This window comes from Ochrobactrum sp. Marseille-Q0166, from assembly GCF_014397025.1.
Classification (GTDB): Bacteria; Pseudomonadota; Alphaproteobacteria; order Rhizobiales; family Rhizobiaceae; genus Brucella.
This window is the reverse complement of the sequence record NZ_JACJUO010000002.1, coordinates 1,128,908-1,146,374: the sequence shown is the minus strand read 5'-3', so window position 1 is coordinate 1,146,374 and position 17,467 is coordinate 1,128,908. Positions and strand designations below refer to the sequence as shown.

Sequence of the window (17,467 nt, the reverse complement as noted above, 5' to 3'; positions counted from 1 at the left end):
ATACAAAATTGGTCAATAAAAATTTCTATATGTTTTCTGAAAAGATTTATGCGCTTTGACGAAGGACAATTGCGGATAGCAGCCTTCGTAAGCAATAAAGCGAAAAACAAAAAACGCCGCGACAAGCGCGGCGTTTCAATCTTCACGATGGAGCCGAGTTACAGAAAGCTATCCGGGATAGGCTTCCATTCGCCATCCTGATTATCGAACTGCGGAATATGCGCGAGACTGTGAAGCAGCTTCACATCATCGCCAAGAACTTCCTGCCAGTCCCTTGCTTCGGTGAGGATGACACCAACACCCACAACTTCGCCACCCGCCTTGCGCACCAGCTCGACCGATCCCTTGAGGCTTGACCCGGAAGCAACGACGTCGTCTACCACAACCACACGCTTGCCTTTAAGAAGTGGGATTGCCTGACGATCAAGAAGCAGGCGCTGCTCGCCTTTGGAGGTGATGGAAGAGATCGTCTGAACGAGTGCATCGCCAAGATGAATCTTTGGCGATTTCTGCAAGATCACATAGTCATCGAGGCCAAGAGCCCGTGACACTTCAATCGCCACCGGAATGCCAAGTGTCGCAGCACCGACGATCACATCAGGCTTCAGTGGGGCCAGCTTTTCGGCCAGCGCCTTGCCCACATGTTCGCCGAAGCGAACACCAAGATCGATGACCATCATCAAGGATATGGCGAAGTTCGGATTGATCGGCACGATCGGCAGATCGACCTTGCGCCCCGCCACATCAACGGTCCAGACCTGACCGTTTCCAGAAAGTTTAGCGCTGTCTTCAGTCATCGCTTTGCATCCTTGGGATTATAGCATTTCCAGCAAAAGTGCGAAGCGGTTTTGCGTCGGATAATGCGAAAAAACAAACAGTTACAACGGTTTCAACGGTTCATTCTTGGCTGGAACCGCTGTAAGTCTCGATTCGACCAACAGGCCGACATTACGCCATGTTGTTCGCTTGCGCTTAGTGTCGAAGCCGTAAATGGCAAGGGACAGCGAAATCGCATGGGCCATACGGATAGCCTGAACCAGCAGAGGCACCCCGCGCGCCAGCGCAAAACGCAGACGCATGGGGAAGGAAACATCGTCAATTTCCATACCACGCGCGCGCTGAGCATCTGCAATACGCTCGAAATCCTCGCGCAGCATCGGAATAATGCCGAATGTGAGCGACAAGACGAGTGTCACCATGGGCGGCAGGCGTGCAGCACTCGCAGCAGCAAGAATAGAGCCGGGCGTGCTGGTTTCCATCACGAAATAGAAAGCTGCAGTCGTTGTCACCAGACGCGCCGCCATACCGGCTGCAATGGGCAAGGTATCAACAAAGGCCATGCCTTGCAGGACGAGGTTGAGAATCCAGCTCGCCATGACAAGGAGCGTCAGAAGCACGGCACCTTTAAGATAGCCACGCAACCCGGGCACCTTGACCAGCACCAGAAAGGCAACCGTAACCAGCGCCAATGGCACGCCATATTTCCAGCCTGGCACGAGCCAGGCCGCAAGCATGACCAGAAATGCTGCCGCGAGCTTTACGAAGAAGTTCAGATCATAAAAGATTTTCATGCTGCTTCTCCTGTCTCGACGACACGCGGCTTCGGCCAGCCCAGCGCACGATAGGCATCGGAATCCCAGGATGCATCCACATCGCCATCAAAGGTGACATGACCGCGATCCAGGATCATGACGCGGGACGAAACGTCATCCACGAGTTCCAGATCATGAGAGATCAACATGACTGCACGGCTTTCGGCGAGCGCCGTTTCGAGGAACAGTTCCAGCATTCGACGACCATTGAGATCGCGTGCAAGCAGCGGCTCATCAAGGATGGCAACCGAAGCACCTGCCGCTTCTGCACAGGCAAGACCAAGCAAGGCCTGCTGCCGAGACGAAAGCGCAAATGGATTGGTTTCCTCATGGCCACCAAGTCCGTATTTTTGCAGGCAGGCCGTTGCGCGAGCAGTCACTGCATCGTCCTTTGCTGCACGGGTCGCGGCGGTGATCGCAAAGACCACTTCTTCCAGCACAGTCATGTTAAACAGGATGCGGCGCATGTTCTGCGGCAGGTAAGCCACCGAGCGGGCACGCTTCGCAGCCGTCCATTTGTCGGCCTTCTCGCCGCCAATGATGATTGAGCCTGCTGCAATTTTCTGAAGCCCGAGGATCGATTGAAACAGCGTGGTTTTACCTGCACCGTTTTTGCCGATCAGAGCGACGACTTCACCGGCGCGGATCTGGAAATTCACATTTTCCAGAACCGGCTGGCCATCGCGTCGCTGAAGCTGTGTCTTGATTCCTGAAACGGAAACAAGAACTTCACCGCCGCTCTTCGCATTCGTCAGACGTTTGCGTGCAGCAATTGGCGGCAGAACGCCGGCATCTTCCCACGCTGCCGCATCGTTGATAATCGAAGTAAGCGGCACGACGGGCGCAAGCTTGCCTTCTTTCACCAGACCGACATCGGTGACGACCGCCTGCAGCGATGCTGGATCCTGCTCTGCAATCAGCAAGGCTGATATGGATGCACCGAGTTTTTTTAAAACCCGCACGAGACGCTGGCGCGCTGCAGGATCAAGTCCGGTTGTCGGTTCATCAAGCACAAGCAATTTCGGCTCTGCCGCAAGTGCCGCGGCCATAGCCACCATGCGCCGTTCGCCGCCCGAAAGCGTCAAGACGCGCCGTCCTCGCAATGCGTTCAGCTCAAGCTCGTTGAGCAGCTCGTCAACACGAGCACGAACAAAATCCTTGGCAAGTCCACGATTTTCGAGTGGAAAAGCGACGAGATCTTCAACGCTCAGATCCCAAAGCTGATCTTCCACATTCTGCGAAACGACGCCGACTGTGCTGAACAGCTCATCCTTCGGCATGGAAGACATCGGCTTGCCATTGAGTGAGACTTCACCACCGAAGACTTGTGGGGTAATGAGGCGCGGAACGATGCCCGATGCAGCGTTGAGCAGCGTGGTTTTGCCACTACCGCCCGCGCCACAAACCAGAAGCCGTTCGCCGTCGCGAATTTCGAGGTTGGCATCGGCGATTGCCAGAACGGAATCGCCAAAGCCTACTTTTACATTCTGTAGTTTGAGCACTTTTACTGCTCTCTATCAGAAACGGGTGAAACCGGACGGATGAGCGCCCTTGAGAATCTTGAGAGCTGGAACAACCAACAACGGCGTACCGATCAGCATTGGAACGATATCTGAAAGGCCGAGATACATCACTGCCCACCAGTATGGGAAAATGCCGAGATAAGCCAAGCTTGCCGAAACGGCGGCAACCATCACAAGACCCACAACAAGGCAGGTTGCTGCAATTTTAATCAGCGTTGCGCGATTAAACGTTGTGGTCTTTGGATCAAACAGCATTCCCGGAATCAGGCCTGTAAGGCCAACCATGATGCCGTCAATGATCAGAGAGTGCGCGGGAATGAACGTGCCAGCCAGGAGCGACCAGATGACCGTGCCGAGATAACCACAGATAAATCCGCTCTTGCGGCCCAGAAGAATGCCGACCAACGGTGGCAGAAATGCAAAAATTCGCCACTGGATCACACCCGGAACGAGCTGGATCGGATTGGCATAAGCCCAAAGAACGCCAGTTGCAGCAGCTGCAACGATAGAAAGGACAATCGGAAACAGGGTATTTCCGTCGTTATGCGTGATCGTGGTGTTGGACATTGTCGTATTCCCGTAAAGTGCCTCCCGTCTGCAACAAGCAAAAACCGTGCCGCCTGGTGATTGCAGCAAACGAAGGGAACTTTGAGATGATGGTGGTGGAGCTATCCTGTCGGCATTTCTGTAGCGCTATCAGCAGGCAAAAACACCGCACTCGCGGTAGAGTCAAACAGATTCAGCATCGCTGGCGCAATGAGTCACATCAAATCGAGTCCTTAAAGCAATAATCCATCACTCACTGACAATTTCGGCTAGCATCTGTACAAGCTGCCCGATCTGATCAGGTCCATTCTCGATGTGCTGAATGACGACTTCCATCGGCTCTACAAAAGGTAATCCGGCTGCTTCGGGAACAATGCGATGCGATGGTAACGCGACACGCGCAGGCAACAGGCTGACCCCCAGTCCTTCAGCAACCGCACTTTGCACACTCGCGAGACTCGAACTCGTGAAAACGACATGCCACGGCCTTCCAATGTGATCGAGCGCCTCCATCATGTCGCTCCGGTACAAACCATTCGGTGGAAACGCTACGAGAGGCAGCGCATCCATGTCTGAAACAGGATAATCGGCACTTTCCAACCAGGACAATGGTTCAGCCCAGTGCATAGTCCCAAGTGTTTCACCGCGCTTTTGCTTGATCATCACCAGATCAAATTCCCCTGTTTCAAAACCTTTCTGCAATTCCCGGCTTAACCCACTCGTCACTTCAAGTTTCATCTTGGGATGTGCGCGCAAGAATGCAGCAAGTGTCGGCGTCACCAATTTTGCTGCAAAATCTTCGGCCAGACCAAGGCGAAGGACTGCTGTAAGCGCACTGCCAGTCATGGCAGCTGCTGCCTCATCATGGAGGTGAAGCATCCGCCGCGCATAGCCGAGCAGCTTTTCACCCGCATCAGTTGGCCGAACATCATGCCGTGCCCGCTCGAGAAGCGATTGTCCGGCAGCTTGTTCAAGGCGCAGAATTTTCTGACTGATGGTTGATTGTGTCGAATATAGTTGAGCGGCTGCAGCCGTAAAGCTGCGACTTTCAACGACGGCTACGAAAGCACGCATAAGATCGAGGCTAAATATCGTATTCATAATTCAAATAAATTCCAGTTGAACATTTAATTTCTAAATATGTCTTATTGCAACTATTTTAGCAATGAACAAGGAGTACTGCCGATGCGTCAGACAATAGTCAGCTTGGGTGCCTTGGCATTGATTGCAGGGACAATAATCATGATCGAACCAGTTTTACCTGTCAGCCATGCCGTAGCGAGCGCTGAAACACCACTCATTCAATCCGCTGCTGCTGGAAATCTTGCTGCGGTTAAAGAAGCGATCAAGGCAGGCGTCGGTCTTGAAGCCAGAGGCAAGGCCGGCGAAACAGCGCTTCTTGCGGCCACACATGCCAATCATGTCGATGTTGCCCGCGCACTGATCGAGGCTGGTGCAGATGTGAATGCAAAGGATGCGATCAAGGATAGCCCCTATCTTTACGCAGGCGCACGCGGACATCTGGAAATCCTGAAACTCACGCTTACGCATGGTGCCGATCTTAAAAGTACCAATCGCTATGGCGGAACGGCACTTATCCCGGCCTCAGAACGTGGGCACGTCGAAACCGTCCGCACACTGATTGAAGCGGGTGTAAACGTTGATCACGTCAACAATCTTGGATGGACGGCTTTGCTTGAAGCCGTGATCCTGGGTGATGGCGGTCAGCGCCACATCAATATCGTGAAATTGCTGATTGATGCGGGTGCTAACGTGAACCTCGCCGACAATGACGGTGTTACGCCATTGCAGCATGCGCGCCAGCGCGGCTTTGCGCCCATGGTGGCGATGCTTGAGAAAGCAGGCGGCAAATGAGTAACGAGCAGGAGTATTTGCAGAAGGCAATCGCACTTGCATTCGACAATGTCGAACTCGGCGGTCGTCCCTTTGGAGCCGTTGTCGTAAAGGATGACAAGATTATCTCCATCGGCGTCAATCGTATGCAGGCGGATTGCGATCCGACAGCCCATGCTGAACTCCTCGCCTTGCGTGCCGCAGGCAAGATCTTGCAGTCGCCTCGGCTGGATGATTGCAGCGTTTACGCGAGCGGCCAACCCTGCCCTATGTGTTTCGCTGCAATGCGGATGTCAGGCATCAATAAAATCATGTTCGCCTACTCCAACGAGCAGGCAGAACCGTTCGGCCTTTCGACAGCAAAAATTGCCTCGGAATTGGCCAAGCCAGTGACGGAGCAAACTGGCATTTATTTTAGACATTGTTCGCCAGACGATGATGCCGCGCTTTATCGGCGCTGGCAGGAAAAGAACAAATAAAAGACTGAATTCATCATGCAGACCCAGCAAAGCCATGGCAGCACGCAAGCCGCACCCATAGCTCTTATCGCACTCGTTGTTCTTATTGGCCTTAATCTAAGACCTTTCTTGACGGCTCCAGGACCCGTGCTTTCCGATATTGTAGCAGATACCGGAATGGGTTTTGGCATGTTGTCTTTGCTGACATTCCTCCCCATGACGCTGATGGGCCTAGGTGCTTTCATCGCTCCACGCATTCAATCGATGGTCGGCACACGCCGGAGCATGTTCGCAGCCCTTATCATTCTTGCATTGGGTTCTGTTTTGCGGGGCTTCGTGCCAGATGGTTTTTCTCTGGTGCTTACCGCCGTTCTGTGCGGCGCTGGGGTTGCTATGATACAGGCACTTATGCCCGGCCTGATCAAAGCAAATTTCCCGGCAAGTATTGCGGCTGTTACCGGCCTTTATTCTGCAATGATCATGGGCGGCGGCGCGCTTGGCGCCCGACTGACACCATGGCTTGCGGGTACGGATCACAACTGGCGTTTCGCGCTATCTGTTCTTGCAATTCCTGCAGTGCTTGCGTTGCTTACTGCTATTCCAATTCTTAAAGAAACGGCGTCTTCTAGTTCAAAATCCGGCATCACCGGAAAGCTGCTCCGTCGCCCGCGGACATGGATGCTGATGGCGGCTTTTGGCCTCGTCAATGCCGGTTATTCATCAATGGTGGCCTGGCTTGCGCCGTACTATAAGTCATTAGGCATGGAAGCGGCAGAAACCGGCAATCTGGTCGCCGTCATGGCAATAGCGCAGGCTTTGTCGGCCTTTGGCCTGCCGCTGCTTGCACGACATAGCATTGATCGTCGCCCTTGGCTTCTCCTGACACTGGTGATGCAAGCGACAGGCTTTGCCGGTTTGGCTTTTGCACCGCAAATCTCACCTTATTTCTGGTCCGCAATTTGCGGCGCTGGCCTTGGCGGCAGTTTCGCACTCGCCATGATTACCTCGCTTGATCATCTGCCCAAGCCTCAAGAAGCAGGCGCTCTGGCCGCGATGATGCAAGGCGGCGGCTTTCTGATCGCAGCTCTGGGCCCCGTGGCAACGGCGTTGCTGCACAATTTAACCGGCACCTTTGCATCCGGGTGGATCATACATCTGGTTCTGGTTGCAAGCATCTGTCCGCTCTATCTGCGCTTTAATCCGCGCCATTACGCGCATGTGATGAATCTGGCCCTTCCTGCCGAAAGTGGCACACAATAGCGTTACCTGACGCGATAATACGGGTTTGCCTATGTTCTGTGGCCAATTCTGGATTAGATGACTTGCCGTCCTTGCCTTGTGGGGTAAGGTTGCTTGAAATTTCGCATGACTGGTCCATTGAATGAAACACGAAGCAGTTATTGAGCCGAACAAGTCAGTAATTCAGGATGGTTTGCCAAAGCCACAAATTTATTGGGCTTGGGCAACCCTTATGGTCGGCCTCACACTTGCAGTTATCGATGGCACGATTGCCAATGTTGCACTTCCCACTATCGCAGCCGATTTCTCTGCCGGACCAGCTGCGTCCATCTGGATCGTCAACGGATATCAGCTCGCAATCGTTATTACATTGCTGCCATTTGCAGCCTTGGGCGAGATTTATAGCTACCGTCGCGTCTATTTGCTTGGTGTGTCGCTCTTCACGCTTGCATCAATTGCCTGCGTTTTTGCGCGGTCGCTTGAAGCGCTCACAATTGCCCGCATCATACAAGGCTTTGGTGCAGCAGGCTTGATGAGCGTCAATGCGGCATTGCTCCGCTATACGGTGCCACAAGCAAAATTTGGAACTGCAATTGGCTTGAACGCACTGGTCGTTGCCCTCTCATCGACCATTGGGCCAACACTTGCAGGAATCATCCTTCATTCACTCAGCTGGCCATGGCTGTTCGTCATCAATATTCCACTCGGAGTTCTCGCTGTTGCCATGGGGGTGAAAAGCCTGCCTTATAACGAACTCTCATCACGTCGGTTCGATTATTTGAGTGCTATCCTCACTGCTTGCACGCTCGGCCTGCTGGTTACGGTTATTGATAGTGCTGGCAATGGCGTCAGCTCAACATTTCTGGCCTTGCAGGCAATCGGCTGTGCAGTTGCAGCAACTTGGCTGATACGTCGCTCCAAGCAGACAACTAATCCCCTGCTGCCGCTCGATCTTCTACGCATCCCCGTGTTCAGCCTGTCGCTCTGCACATCAATCATGTCCTTTCTGGCACAGATGATGGCATTCATATCGTTGCCATTCCTGTTTCAGAACGTCTATGGCTTCCAACCTATCGAGGTCGGTTTCCTGATGATGCCTTGGCCGATTGCCTTGGCCATCGTTGCACCGCTATCCGGCAAGTTTTCGGACAAGTATTCGCCCGCCACGCTCGGCCTGGTCGGGCTTGTGTTCTTCGCTGTCGGGCTGGCACTCGTCGGGACGCTGCCAGAGCAACCGTCCGTGGTCGATATTTGCTGGCGCATGGCGATTTGCGGCATCGGATTCGGCTTCTTTCAAGCTCCAAACAACCGCATGATCATAACCTCCGCCCCACGCGCAAGAAGTGGCGCTGCAAGCGGTATGCTGGGAACAGCTCGCTTGCTTGGTCAGTCACTTGGCGCTGCGTTCGTCGCATTCCTGCTCTCGCATTGGAGTATCAGCAACATCCCGCGCATCCTGCTTATTGCTGCTGGGTTTGCCGCATTCGCATCTATCATCAGCATTTCGCGTCGGAAGCGATAATCATACTGGGATATATTTTTTGCTTAACAAACATGAAAACCAACAAGCCTGTGAATCTTTTCGGATTTTTTTAAAAACGCATGAAATTCCCTATTGCAATCCGGAATCCGTTAGTCCATATACCGCCTGCCTAACGGAAACGACTTCTCTCTCAGAGAAGACTGGCGCGAGCGGGTGTAGCTCAGGGGTAGAGCACAACCTTGCCAAGGTTGGGGTCGAGGGTTCGAATCCCTTCGCCCGCTCCAGTGTTTCTGTAGGTTTTTTATATAAATTATTGATTTTATTATTTTCGTACCATTAGCAGCTTAGTTGATGGTGCAAGAAAAGGTGCAATTGAGAAAATTTTCTCCTGGTATTATATGTCTATAAAAACATAACGGTGTCTACGTTTAAACCTCAAGAGAACCAGCGCGTTTCTGGTTCGATAATTAACGTTTAAAACTCAAAACGAACCAAATATAAAGGAACTACTTAAAACGAATTTTTTGAGTAGTTCTATGTTTCTACGTTCCTATCTGCGAGCGTCAACCAAGGAACAAGATGCTAATCGGGCAAAGGACGATCTGATTACCTTTGCCTAAGAACGTGGTTTGAAGATCGCTGCCTTCTATGTCGAAAACGAAAGTGGCGCTTCACTGGATCGCCCCGAGTTGTTCCGGCTTCTTTCGGACAGCCAACCCGGTGATGTACTCTTAATTGAGCAAGTGGACCGGTTGAGCCGTTTGAACGCTGCCGACTGGGAAAAATTGAAGGCGGAAATTAGAATAAAACAAATCCGGGTTGTGGCGCTCGATCTTCCCACTTCATGGTCAATGGCTTCCGATAGTACGGATGAATTTACGCTTCGGATGTTTGAAGCAATCAACAGTATGCTTCTGGATATGATCGCAGCGATAGCTCGAAAAGATTATGATGATCGTAGGCGGCGGCAGAAACAGGGAATAGCCAAAGCCAAGGTCGATGGAAAATATAAAGGTAGGCCAGAAAATAAGTCGCGGAATGCAGCGCTTCTGAAGATGCTGGAGGGCGGCCAAAGCTGGAATAGCATAATTGCCGCAACCGGCTGCAGCCGCTAGACCCTTTCGAAACTACGAAATCTGCGTTAGCGTAAAACGCCTTTTGAGGCCTGAAGTCGCCGTACCCGACAGACCTACACATACCCTAGCACGTGTTGAAAACGTCTAGTTGCTTTAACGGGCGCAGTCGGATTTGGGGGCGTGTTATAAAATCCTTGGCGGAATGAATGTCTACTCTCGTAGCTTGTATGGCTTACCTGCCATAACGTTGCGAAACAGATCAACAGCCTCATGCGACCATTTTCTTGTTGCAGACTTCTTTCCAGTTTTGATCCGCTCATGATAACAATTGTCAGATGCTCGAAGGTCGACGCCCGTGTCAAACTTAATTCGCTTAATCAGCTTGTCGACCGCATTCCATCCGCTCAGTTTTAGTTCGTCAGCGACTTGTCCAAGGGTAAACGGATGGGTCTTGTTGTCGGTGTCCGCGAATGACAGCCCCAACATTTTCGGCAGATGTTTGTCGTCTTGCGCCACCTTCTCCAAGGTTGTGTAATCAACTTCCACGGTGCCTCCGGGAATGTCCTTGCGGGTCAGTTTCATGAGTCTAGCAGCAAGAGACCGTAGGAGCGCTGGATTGACTTGCTTAAGTTCATGGCGAGCCGACAGAAGCTCAAAAACTTCCTTCAAAGAGGTCACGTTGAACACCCTCAGCCGATATTGCCGTTCGTCATCCTCGTCGTCAATGACAACCTCAGACTGAGACGGACCGCCTTTAAGTTCCGCGTGCCAAACGATCTGAGCAACATTTCCGACAAGCCCGGTCTCGTCTGCAGCAATGCGGCCAATATCTTGAAGAAGGGTTCGAACGTTTGGATCGCCCAATCCGTAGCCAAAAATGAAAACTGGGTGCTCAACAAAATATGTAAGTAACTTAGCCGCAAAGTACCGACTTTGTTTGTGCGAATTGTCGTAATCTGTTGCGGTAAGAACTAAGCTCTCAGGATTACTGGTCATCCCGTGAATGTGAAAGATCTCGCCGAAGGAGTTTAGATCATAGCGGAGTACTCCACGCCCCACGATAGCTTCATAACCTTCAAATATCAGCTCAATCATAGAGTCATAGTTAGTAGTGATGATTGCATGCGGGCGAATGTCCCGCAGGGCGGCAAGCTCGGCTTCGAAGTCATTGATAAAATGCTCCCGCGTCTTTGGAGTGATTTCGTCGAGGTGCTCAGCAATCAGCGACTTCATAAAAACGTGGGAATCAGTACCTTTGAAAAGCGATGCATCGAACCGTTCCTTGCCCGGGGCCCAAGCCCATTCAAAAATGAGATCGGCGATGGCAGTTCCAATCTTGACTTTGTCGTCACCAAATTTCTGAACAAAATAGGAATAAGGCTGAGCTTTATCCCCAACTGCATCAAGAGCATACCTTAGCGCCCTCCCAATCTGGGGCCCCAATATACCGTCTGGGTAATCCAGAACCGATAAACAGTACGGGTTGCACCTCGAATTCTTCTAAAATCGCTTAAATCGCCCAAGCAACTGTTGTCGCGGTATCTAGGCTTATATTCCCTTCGGGGAGATCATTGTCGTCTTTAATTGCCGGATTGCCTTCTGACATTAGATAATTTGTCCTGTAATTGTGGTATCTATGGCAAGAATTTGAAACAGCATAATATCAGCGAAAAAGCCGCATAGGCGTAATGCAGAAACAGAGCCGAACTTTTACCTTCCTTAGCGCTTAGAGCGACAACAAAACTCGCGGCATATAAACCATACTCGGTAAACCAAGTTCTGTAGTTTTAAAGAACTTGGCTGAGCCCACACAACAGATGAGGTGTTTCCATTCGAGCTGACGCATAGCAACACCTGACCAGTATAAACTTCAATCGAAACTGCAAAGAAAAAACTATCCTTTTCCCGTGTTAGAATCGAAGCTGAAAAACACAAAGGCTCCATCTTTTTTTCCAACCAAACTGATTTCCTTCGCGCCTTCAACACCATCTACGTGCAAAAGAACCTTCATTTCTTTGTTTTCGAAACTCTCTAGTTCCCTAATTAGCTGCTGCACTGATTTACCCCTCGAAGGCCATTCTTTTGCTTTTTCTATCATCTCAGTCTCCTCAGGATCGCACATTGTGTCCGGCAGACTGATCGCGCGCCATCGCAATACATCACTCTGTCGCGCATCTGAAGGCTATCATTGGTCAGTTCCTAACCCCATCATTCTTCCACTTATCCTCATCGATTCTGGAATGATCACTTGTTTATCTACTAAAATGCACCACAACAACTCCCATGCAACTCCGTACTCTTGATGGTTTATATATTCTTGTACATCTTTATGGTCTTTATCATCGATGTATTCACTCACTTTATTAAGAGATTCAATCAAAAGACTTTCAATCTTCTGAAAATTTCCAGCATTTTTTGAAGTCATAACTACGGATTCCTAGGTACATTTGTAGGAAATGCGGTCACAACACCCCCCCCTTTGAGGCTGGTTCTATGACGACCCTGATTTTAACATTATCAACTACAGCTTCTTTCACGATACGCTGATTATATTGTGTTGTCCCGATGATATTGGGATTCTTCGCGATCGCATCCACTTCATCCAGTATTCGTTGTGATGTCCAGCTCTTGGGAAAGGGGCTTTTACCTGGACCACCAGGCCACAAATGCCCACCACCTGTACTATCTCCATATAGAATATGGTTTGCACGGGCGGATGAAATCAGGCCTTTTCCGGCAATTCCAGAATTATTTCCAATTCCTCCCATTGTTGCTGCAGCCATGATGCCCATGACATCAAGACCAGCATCATAGAGTTCATCAATCTTCTCAGAAAATGAGAGGGACGGATTATTCCAGATAGCGCTCAATTCTGCAGACTTGGCGATCCCGGATTCGGTTCCTGCAAACACCCCCTGATTATAGAATTCGCTATATTGGCCCCGTTGCCCATTATCCAGATCATCGACAACCAAACGAAGCAGTTCATTCACGTGCCAAGTAAGCAGATCGGCTGGGATAGCACCTGAGCCGAATGCAAAGCCCGCCTCCTGAATAACCTTTGCGCGCTCATCAAAGCTCAATGTGTTTAAATACGCCTTGATGGCATCCTGACATTGCTCGTAAGTCGAAATACCCAGTTCGATTTTTGAACCATCAGCTTTGATAATGAAGCAACTGGTGTCGTACGCGTATGCAGATGAAACGACCCATCCTAACGGATTGAATCTGTTGAAGCCTTGGCGCTTTCCGCCGCAACCGCCAAAGCTGCCGCCGTTATTAATCGCGTCCAGTCCTTCGCGAATGTTTGCACGCTCTTCAGGTGTCAGGTTTTTCCCAAGCAGATAGCGATCCACGAAGCCGCCCGGTTCCATTGCCTTGCCGATGCTTGATGCAACGGCGTTCAGACTTGTATCCGACAGGTAATAGTCGATCTTGACATGCTTATCCTTGGTGATCTCGTAGGCCTTGTCGGGATCGCGGTTAAGGGCTGCGAGGTCTTCGGTCTGGCCGCTGGCTTCAAGCTCGGCCTGCTTATTCTTGTCACGGATAATGATCTCACCCGGCCCGACGGTCGCACGCACTTCCTGACGGGTATCGTCAAGCTGATATGTGCCTTCTGCAGTGTGGTTGGGCTGAGCGGTCTGATCCGGCTGCTGTTGCTTGTTGCCATCAGTATCCTTCGGGGTCAGGTCAATATTGGCCTGAATATCGAAGCCTTCATATTTCTTCGAGCCTAAGAAATCCTCATGGGTTAGCGTGCCGGTATCGAGCGTCAGATCACCGCTTTAGGAATGCAAACTGTGGCGCAATAAAAATGACGTATAATCATATACAAAGCGCAAAGGAGTATACATCTACTTTATTGCATCGTATGCAAATTTTGCTTTCCTTACAACGTCTGCCCATTCACGTAATTGTATGTAATCCCGACCCTCCATTTCAGTTCCATATTTTGTGAAAATATTACTCAACGTCTGAATTACTTCAAAGACCAATTTTGCTTCACGTTCATCATTCAGAAACCAACCAATACATTTTTCTGGAGATGTCGATAAACTAGTGTCATCAAAAAGAAAATGAACAGAATAGTCAAGATTACTTTCCGGAATACCATTTAAAGAGTTCTCCGGCAACCACTTATTCCTCTGATACTCAGCGTCAGATAATTCTAAGAGGCTACGAAGAAGCTCTTCACGCATTGATGGATATTTTAGATCATTGTTAATCATGGTGAATTCCAACTAGACCAATTTTTATATTCTGATAAGGGAATGTGGGCTTGCTGAGCATTATCATGAATACTCCCGGAAATTGGCTTACCATCTCTGCCTATAACTTTCCCCCAGAACGGACAATCACGTGATCTTCTCGCTGGCTCGGCAAACTATGGTTTGGGTTTCCCTGATCAATGCGAAAGCCATGGCCCGGATTATTGGGGTCTTGCCAACGGGTTCCAACGCCTTTCTTATTGGGTTGACCACTTCCCCAAGTGGTAGGAATCTTACTAGTCGCATCGACTGAAATGACCCAAGATTTACCTCCCTTTGCGGCGGCTCCCAACATTGCAGCGGCCAGCATTGCATGAATATCTATTCCAGCTGCTTCTAATTGCTGAGCTTTCTCATCAAACGACAACGAGGAGTCGGCCAAGTTCGCTCGAAGCTCGAGCTTCTTGGCTTCGTCAATGTTGTAGCTGTCAATATATCCATCAGTGAACTGCTTAGAGTAAAAGCCATTCGGCTTTCCATCCATTTGATCAATAGCGTTCATCAACCAATCAGTCAGGAAAACCGCTTCGCCAATAGCGGTATTTCCCAGCATTTTGGTGCCAAAGCCAGCGGATTGCAAAACGGCAATGCGCTGATCGTAGCCCAATGAATTTAGGTAATCGTAGATCGCATCCTTACAGTCATCATAGGTCTTTATGCCCAAGTCGATATGCGAATCATCTGCTTGGATGATGTAATAGCTGATTTCACTCGCATAGGCAGACGACACGATCCAACTCGCCGGATTCAGCCAGTTGAAGCACTGCCGTTGACCACAACCTCCCAAGGTTCCGCCATTCGCAATGGCAGCCAACCCATTCTGGATGTTATTTTTCTCATCTTGCGTCAGGTTTTTCCCAAGCAGATAACGATCCACGAAGCCGCCCGGTTCCATTGCCTTTCCAATGCTCGATGCGACGGCATTCAGGCTGGTATCCGACAGATAATATTCTATCTCGACGTGCTTATCCTTGGTGATCTCGTATGCCTTGTCAGGATCACGGTTCAGGGCAGCTAGCTCCTCAGTCTGGCCGCTCGCTTCAAGCTCTGTCTGCTTATTCTTGTCACGAATGATGATCTTGCCCGGTCCAACGGTGGCGCGTACTTCCTGACGTGTATCGTCAAGCTGATATGTGCCTTCTGCAGTGTGGTTGGGCTGAGCGGTCTGATCCGGCTGCTGCTGCTTGTTGCCGTCAGCATCCTTCGGGGTCAGATCAATACTGGCCTGAATATCGAAGCCTTCGTATTTCTTCGAGCCGGAGAAATCTTCGTGCGTGAGCGTACCGGTGTCGAGCTTCAGATCGCCGTTTTCCGAGACGATCTTGCCTGCACCAAGATGCGTGTTGCCCTCAACGCGAACATCCATCTCGCTTTTCGATACGAGACCGGACTGCTCGTTGATCCAGTTGGTTTCACCTGATCCTGTGCCATAGCCCAGCGAAACACCGGTGACCTTCGGTGTTCCACCGCTCAATGAGCCGCTGATACCGAATGACGACGACTTGTTGGAGCTTTCACCGGTATCAGGAACCGAGACGATGTTGAGGTCGCGACCGACATTGGCGGTAATCGTGTCACCTTCAACAACTGCACCCTTCAGATTGGTGTCGCGACCGGATTCAATATTGATACTGCCTGAACCGGTGACATGAGTGTTAACCTGCGTCGTTCCATTGCTGTTCGATTTTCCGGAACCAGCATGGGCACTTCCGGTTACGCCCCCGGTCGTGCTGCCTAGTCCAATCCCGACAGAATAGCCAATGCTTGCGCCAGCTGATTTGCTGGACGAAGATGAACTGTTGGTTGTCTGCGCGCTTTCGAGATTGATATCATTGCCTGCTTTCAGGCTGATATCGCCAGCACCGCCAGAAAGCAGACCATTTTCATCATAACCTGCAATAATCTGAGCACCATGGCTGTTGATATCACCCGATATTGCTTCAATCGTTACGCTGTTGCCACCGCGAATGCCTGTAACGACCGGAACCGAACTTTCAGAACTTTCCTTCGACTTTGGTTATTCAAAGTCTTACTCCAATAGAGGCCGCAGCAATATTGCTGTTGCCATAAGCCATTCCCAGCAATTTTTTTATCACATCAAAGGCTATCAGACCCGCAAAGCCTGCATCGGCTAGCGATTAATCAAATTCCAAAAGATTTTTGACAGAACGACTTCTTATCAATCCACCCATCCTCGACTGTCTTGATACCTGTTATGCGTCCATTAACATTCGATACAGCGATGATGCAGTTTGCTGTCTCATAATGCGCTGGCTTATGAACCCGCATCGACATATTGGGACCCATGGATTGATAGTAAAGTTGCGACGGCACCCAAAACGGCGCAGATGTCTTCGTCCATCGCATGACAACTGTATTATTCGAATTCGATTTTTCAATCGGCTCACCAAATCGCTTTTCGAAAGATTCGACTGATTTATTCTTCCATTCTTTATCGAGCTGATTGGCTTCAGCAAAGAGGCGAATATTTAATCCTCCCTTTCCGCCAGCACATCCCGTAAGCATGGACGCAACTGCACCTAGCAAAAGTGCAATCTTAAAATGCCGTTTGCCCCCACTCATCATCTTTAAAATTCCTTTCAGCGTCTAAATATTTTTTTATAGATTGAGCCATTTTTGCCATATCAAGTGTCTTAAATTGCGCCACTTTGTCATCAGACAAATTAATATATTTTGCTTCTGCCGCCCTTTTCACTCATCAGCGCCGATTCAGAAATATTTAGCATTGCAATTTCAGTTTCAGAGGTGCGTGTCGCGCTGCAGTTTGATCTGCTCACCTCCAGCATTGCCACCCGATAAAGTATTCGCTTTATTCGCTGCTGGCGTTGATTTCCCACATAAAGTAATCCAACCTTTCAGTGTGCTCGTGACCCAGAGTATTGATCTTAAGCCAATGGAAAAATGGGGTTTCCATCTTGAGCTCGTTTCAGCGCGAGGTGGAAAAGCGGTTGAAGTTCAAGTAAAAATCAACAGCCTTGAATCAAAATTCGATTCAAGCATTCAAATTTTGTCCACGAACTCTGATACCCTATGATACAATATCGAAGCCTATTAATTATAACTTCACATTGGTTTCCAACTCATCCCAGTTATCTTCAAGTCCTTGCCTCTCCATATATACATCAAAATAATTAAACGTTGCATATTCGATGCTTTCTTTGCAAAACCATACTGCATCACACTCATCACATATGTATAAATCTTTACCCGTTTTCTTAACAACGGCTTTTAATACAGAATCTTGATTGCATCGAGGACATAGATGATTTTTACCATTCATTGAAAATAACATTGTTCTTCTTCCATAAACCACCCGTATTATTTTCAATAAGTCGAATAAAATTAAAACTAAATTACGTTTATATATCTATGCAATAACTAATACCAAGATCTACGCACGTCCA

The 17,467-nt window shown here is 49.7% G+C and carries 18 protein-coding genes, 1 tRNA gene and 2 pseudogenes; 6 read left to right on the top strand and 15 right to left on the bottom strand.

Features of this window, described 5'->3' with window-relative positions; genetic code table 11:
* Positions 1 to 158: 158 nt before the first annotated feature.
* From H5024_RS16575 to H5024_RS16555, 5 genes are all read right to left on the bottom strand, one after another.
* A complete protein-coding gene (locus H5024_RS16575; protein ID WP_187548216.1) occupies positions 159 to 797 on the bottom strand; it encodes a phosphoribosyltransferase family protein in 639 nt (212 codons plus the stop codon).
* A gap of 81 nt (positions 798 to 878) precedes the next feature.
* On the bottom strand, positions 879 to 1,571 hold the full coding sequence (locus tag H5024_RS16570; RefSeq protein WP_187548215.1) for an energy-coupling factor transporter transmembrane component T: 693 nt from the start codon (positions 1,569 to 1,571) through the stop codon (positions 879 to 881).
* Positions 1,568 to 3,094 (bottom strand): ATP-binding cassette domain-containing protein, encoded by a 1,527-nt coding sequence (locus H5024_RS16565; protein ID WP_187548214.1) that lies wholly within the window; start codon positions 3,092 to 3,094, stop codon positions 1,568 to 1,570. Before H5024_RS16565 ends, H5024_RS16570 begins: the two co-directional genes overlap by 4 nt.
* 15 nt (positions 3,095 to 3,109) lie before the next feature.
* Positions 3,110 to 3,682 carry an aminotriazole resistance protein gene (locus H5024_RS16560; protein ID WP_187548213.1) on the bottom strand — a complete coding sequence of 191 codons (573 nt, stop codon included), beginning with the start codon at positions 3,680 to 3,682 and terminating at the stop codon, positions 3,110 to 3,112.
* A 228-nt stretch (positions 3,683 to 3,910) separates the two neighbouring features.
* Positions 3,911 to 4,762 (bottom strand): LysR substrate-binding domain-containing protein, encoded by an 852-nt coding sequence (locus tag H5024_RS16555; protein WP_187548212.1) that lies wholly within the window; start codon positions 4,760 to 4,762, stop codon positions 3,911 to 3,913.
* 84 nt (positions 4,763 to 4,846) lie between these two features.
* Between H5024_RS16555 and H5024_RS16550 the strand changes: the two genes are divergently transcribed.
* From H5024_RS16550 to H5024_RS16525, 6 genes and pseudogenes are all read left to right on the top strand, one after another.
* Positions 4,847 to 5,536, top strand: coding sequence for an ankyrin repeat domain-containing protein (locus H5024_RS16550; protein WP_187548211.1), 690 nt, complete (start codon positions 4,847 to 4,849; stop codon positions 5,534 to 5,536).
* Entirely contained in the window at positions 5,533 to 5,994 is a 462-nt protein-coding gene (locus H5024_RS16545) for a nucleoside deaminase (protein WP_187548210.1), read from the top strand. Before H5024_RS16550 ends, H5024_RS16545 begins: the two co-directional genes overlap by 4 nt.
* Positions 5,995 to 6,009: 15 nt before the next feature.
* Positions 6,010 to 7,233, top strand: coding sequence for a cyanate transporter (locus tag H5024_RS16540; protein ID WP_187548209.1), 1,224 nt, complete (start codon positions 6,010 to 6,012; stop codon positions 7,231 to 7,233).
* A gap of 121 nt (positions 7,234 to 7,354) precedes the next feature.
* Positions 7,355 to 8,734 carry an MFS transporter gene (locus H5024_RS16535; RefSeq protein ID WP_187548208.1) on the top strand — a complete coding sequence of 460 codons (1,380 nt, stop codon included), beginning with the start codon at positions 7,355 to 7,357 and terminating at the stop codon, positions 8,732 to 8,734.
* 170 nt (positions 8,735 to 8,904) lie between these two features.
* A tRNA-Gly gene (locus tag H5024_RS16530) sits at positions 8,905 to 8,979 on the top strand.
* A 252-nt stretch (positions 8,980 to 9,231) separates the two neighbouring features.
* Positions 9,232 to 9,810: pseudogene (locus H5024_RS16525) on the top strand (recombinase family protein).
* A 171-nt stretch (positions 9,811 to 9,981) separates the two neighbouring features.
* Here H5024_RS16525 and H5024_RS16520 read toward each other — a convergent pair.
* The 10 genes and pseudogenes from H5024_RS16520 to H5024_RS16475 form a co-directional block, all read right to left on the bottom strand.
* Positions 9,982 to 11,214, bottom strand: coding sequence for an SIR2 family protein (locus H5024_RS16520; protein ID WP_187548207.1), 1,233 nt, complete (start codon positions 11,212 to 11,214; stop codon positions 9,982 to 9,984).
* Positions 11,215 to 11,665: 451 nt separating this feature from the next.
* Positions 11,666 to 11,869, bottom strand: a complete 204-nt coding sequence (locus H5024_RS16515; protein WP_187548206.1) for a hypothetical protein — start codon at positions 11,867 to 11,869, stop codon at positions 11,666 to 11,668.
* Between the two features lie 87 nt (positions 11,870 to 11,956).
* Positions 11,957 to 12,196 (bottom strand): hypothetical protein, encoded by a 240-nt coding sequence (locus H5024_RS16510; protein ID WP_187548205.1) that lies wholly within the window; start codon positions 12,194 to 12,196, stop codon positions 11,957 to 11,959.
* Between the two features lie 37 nt (positions 12,197 to 12,233).
* The gene (locus tag H5024_RS21630; RefSeq protein WP_187548204.1) at positions 12,234 to 13,355 is read right to left on the bottom strand and encodes an EndoU domain-containing protein; all 1,122 of its coding nucleotides are present in this window, start codon (positions 13,353 to 13,355) and stop codon (positions 12,234 to 12,236) included.
* Positions 13,356 to 13,628: 273 nt separating this feature from the next.
* Complete coding sequence (locus H5024_RS16500) at positions 13,629 to 14,003, bottom strand: hypothetical protein (protein ID WP_187548203.1); 375 nt, start codon at positions 14,001 to 14,003, stop codon at positions 13,629 to 13,631.
* Between the two features lie 100 nt (positions 14,004 to 14,103).
* Entirely contained in the window at positions 14,104 to 15,408 is a 1,305-nt protein-coding gene (locus tag H5024_RS21320; protein ID WP_247875314.1) for a hypothetical protein, read from the bottom strand.
* Positions 15,409 to 15,597: 189 nt separating this feature from the next.
* Positions 15,598 to 16,011: pseudogene (locus H5024_RS21315) on the bottom strand (hemagglutinin repeat-containing protein); the annotation flags it as partial.
* Between the two features lie 173 nt (positions 16,012 to 16,184).
* The gene (locus H5024_RS16485; protein WP_187548202.1) at positions 16,185 to 16,628 is read right to left on the bottom strand and encodes a hypothetical protein; all 444 of its coding nucleotides are present in this window, start codon (positions 16,626 to 16,628) and stop codon (positions 16,185 to 16,187) included.
* Positions 16,600 to 16,758: a hypothetical protein gene (locus H5024_RS16480; protein WP_187548201.1), complete on the bottom strand. Its 159-nt coding sequence runs from the start codon at positions 16,756 to 16,758 to the stop codon at positions 16,600 to 16,602. Before H5024_RS16480 ends, H5024_RS16485 begins: the two co-directional genes overlap by 29 nt.
* Positions 16,759 to 17,118: 360 nt before the next feature.
* The gene (locus H5024_RS16475; RefSeq protein ID WP_187548200.1) at positions 17,119 to 17,355 is read right to left on the bottom strand and encodes a hypothetical protein; all 237 of its coding nucleotides are present in this window, start codon (positions 17,353 to 17,355) and stop codon (positions 17,119 to 17,121) included.
* Positions 17,356 to 17,467: the final 112 nt, after the last annotated feature.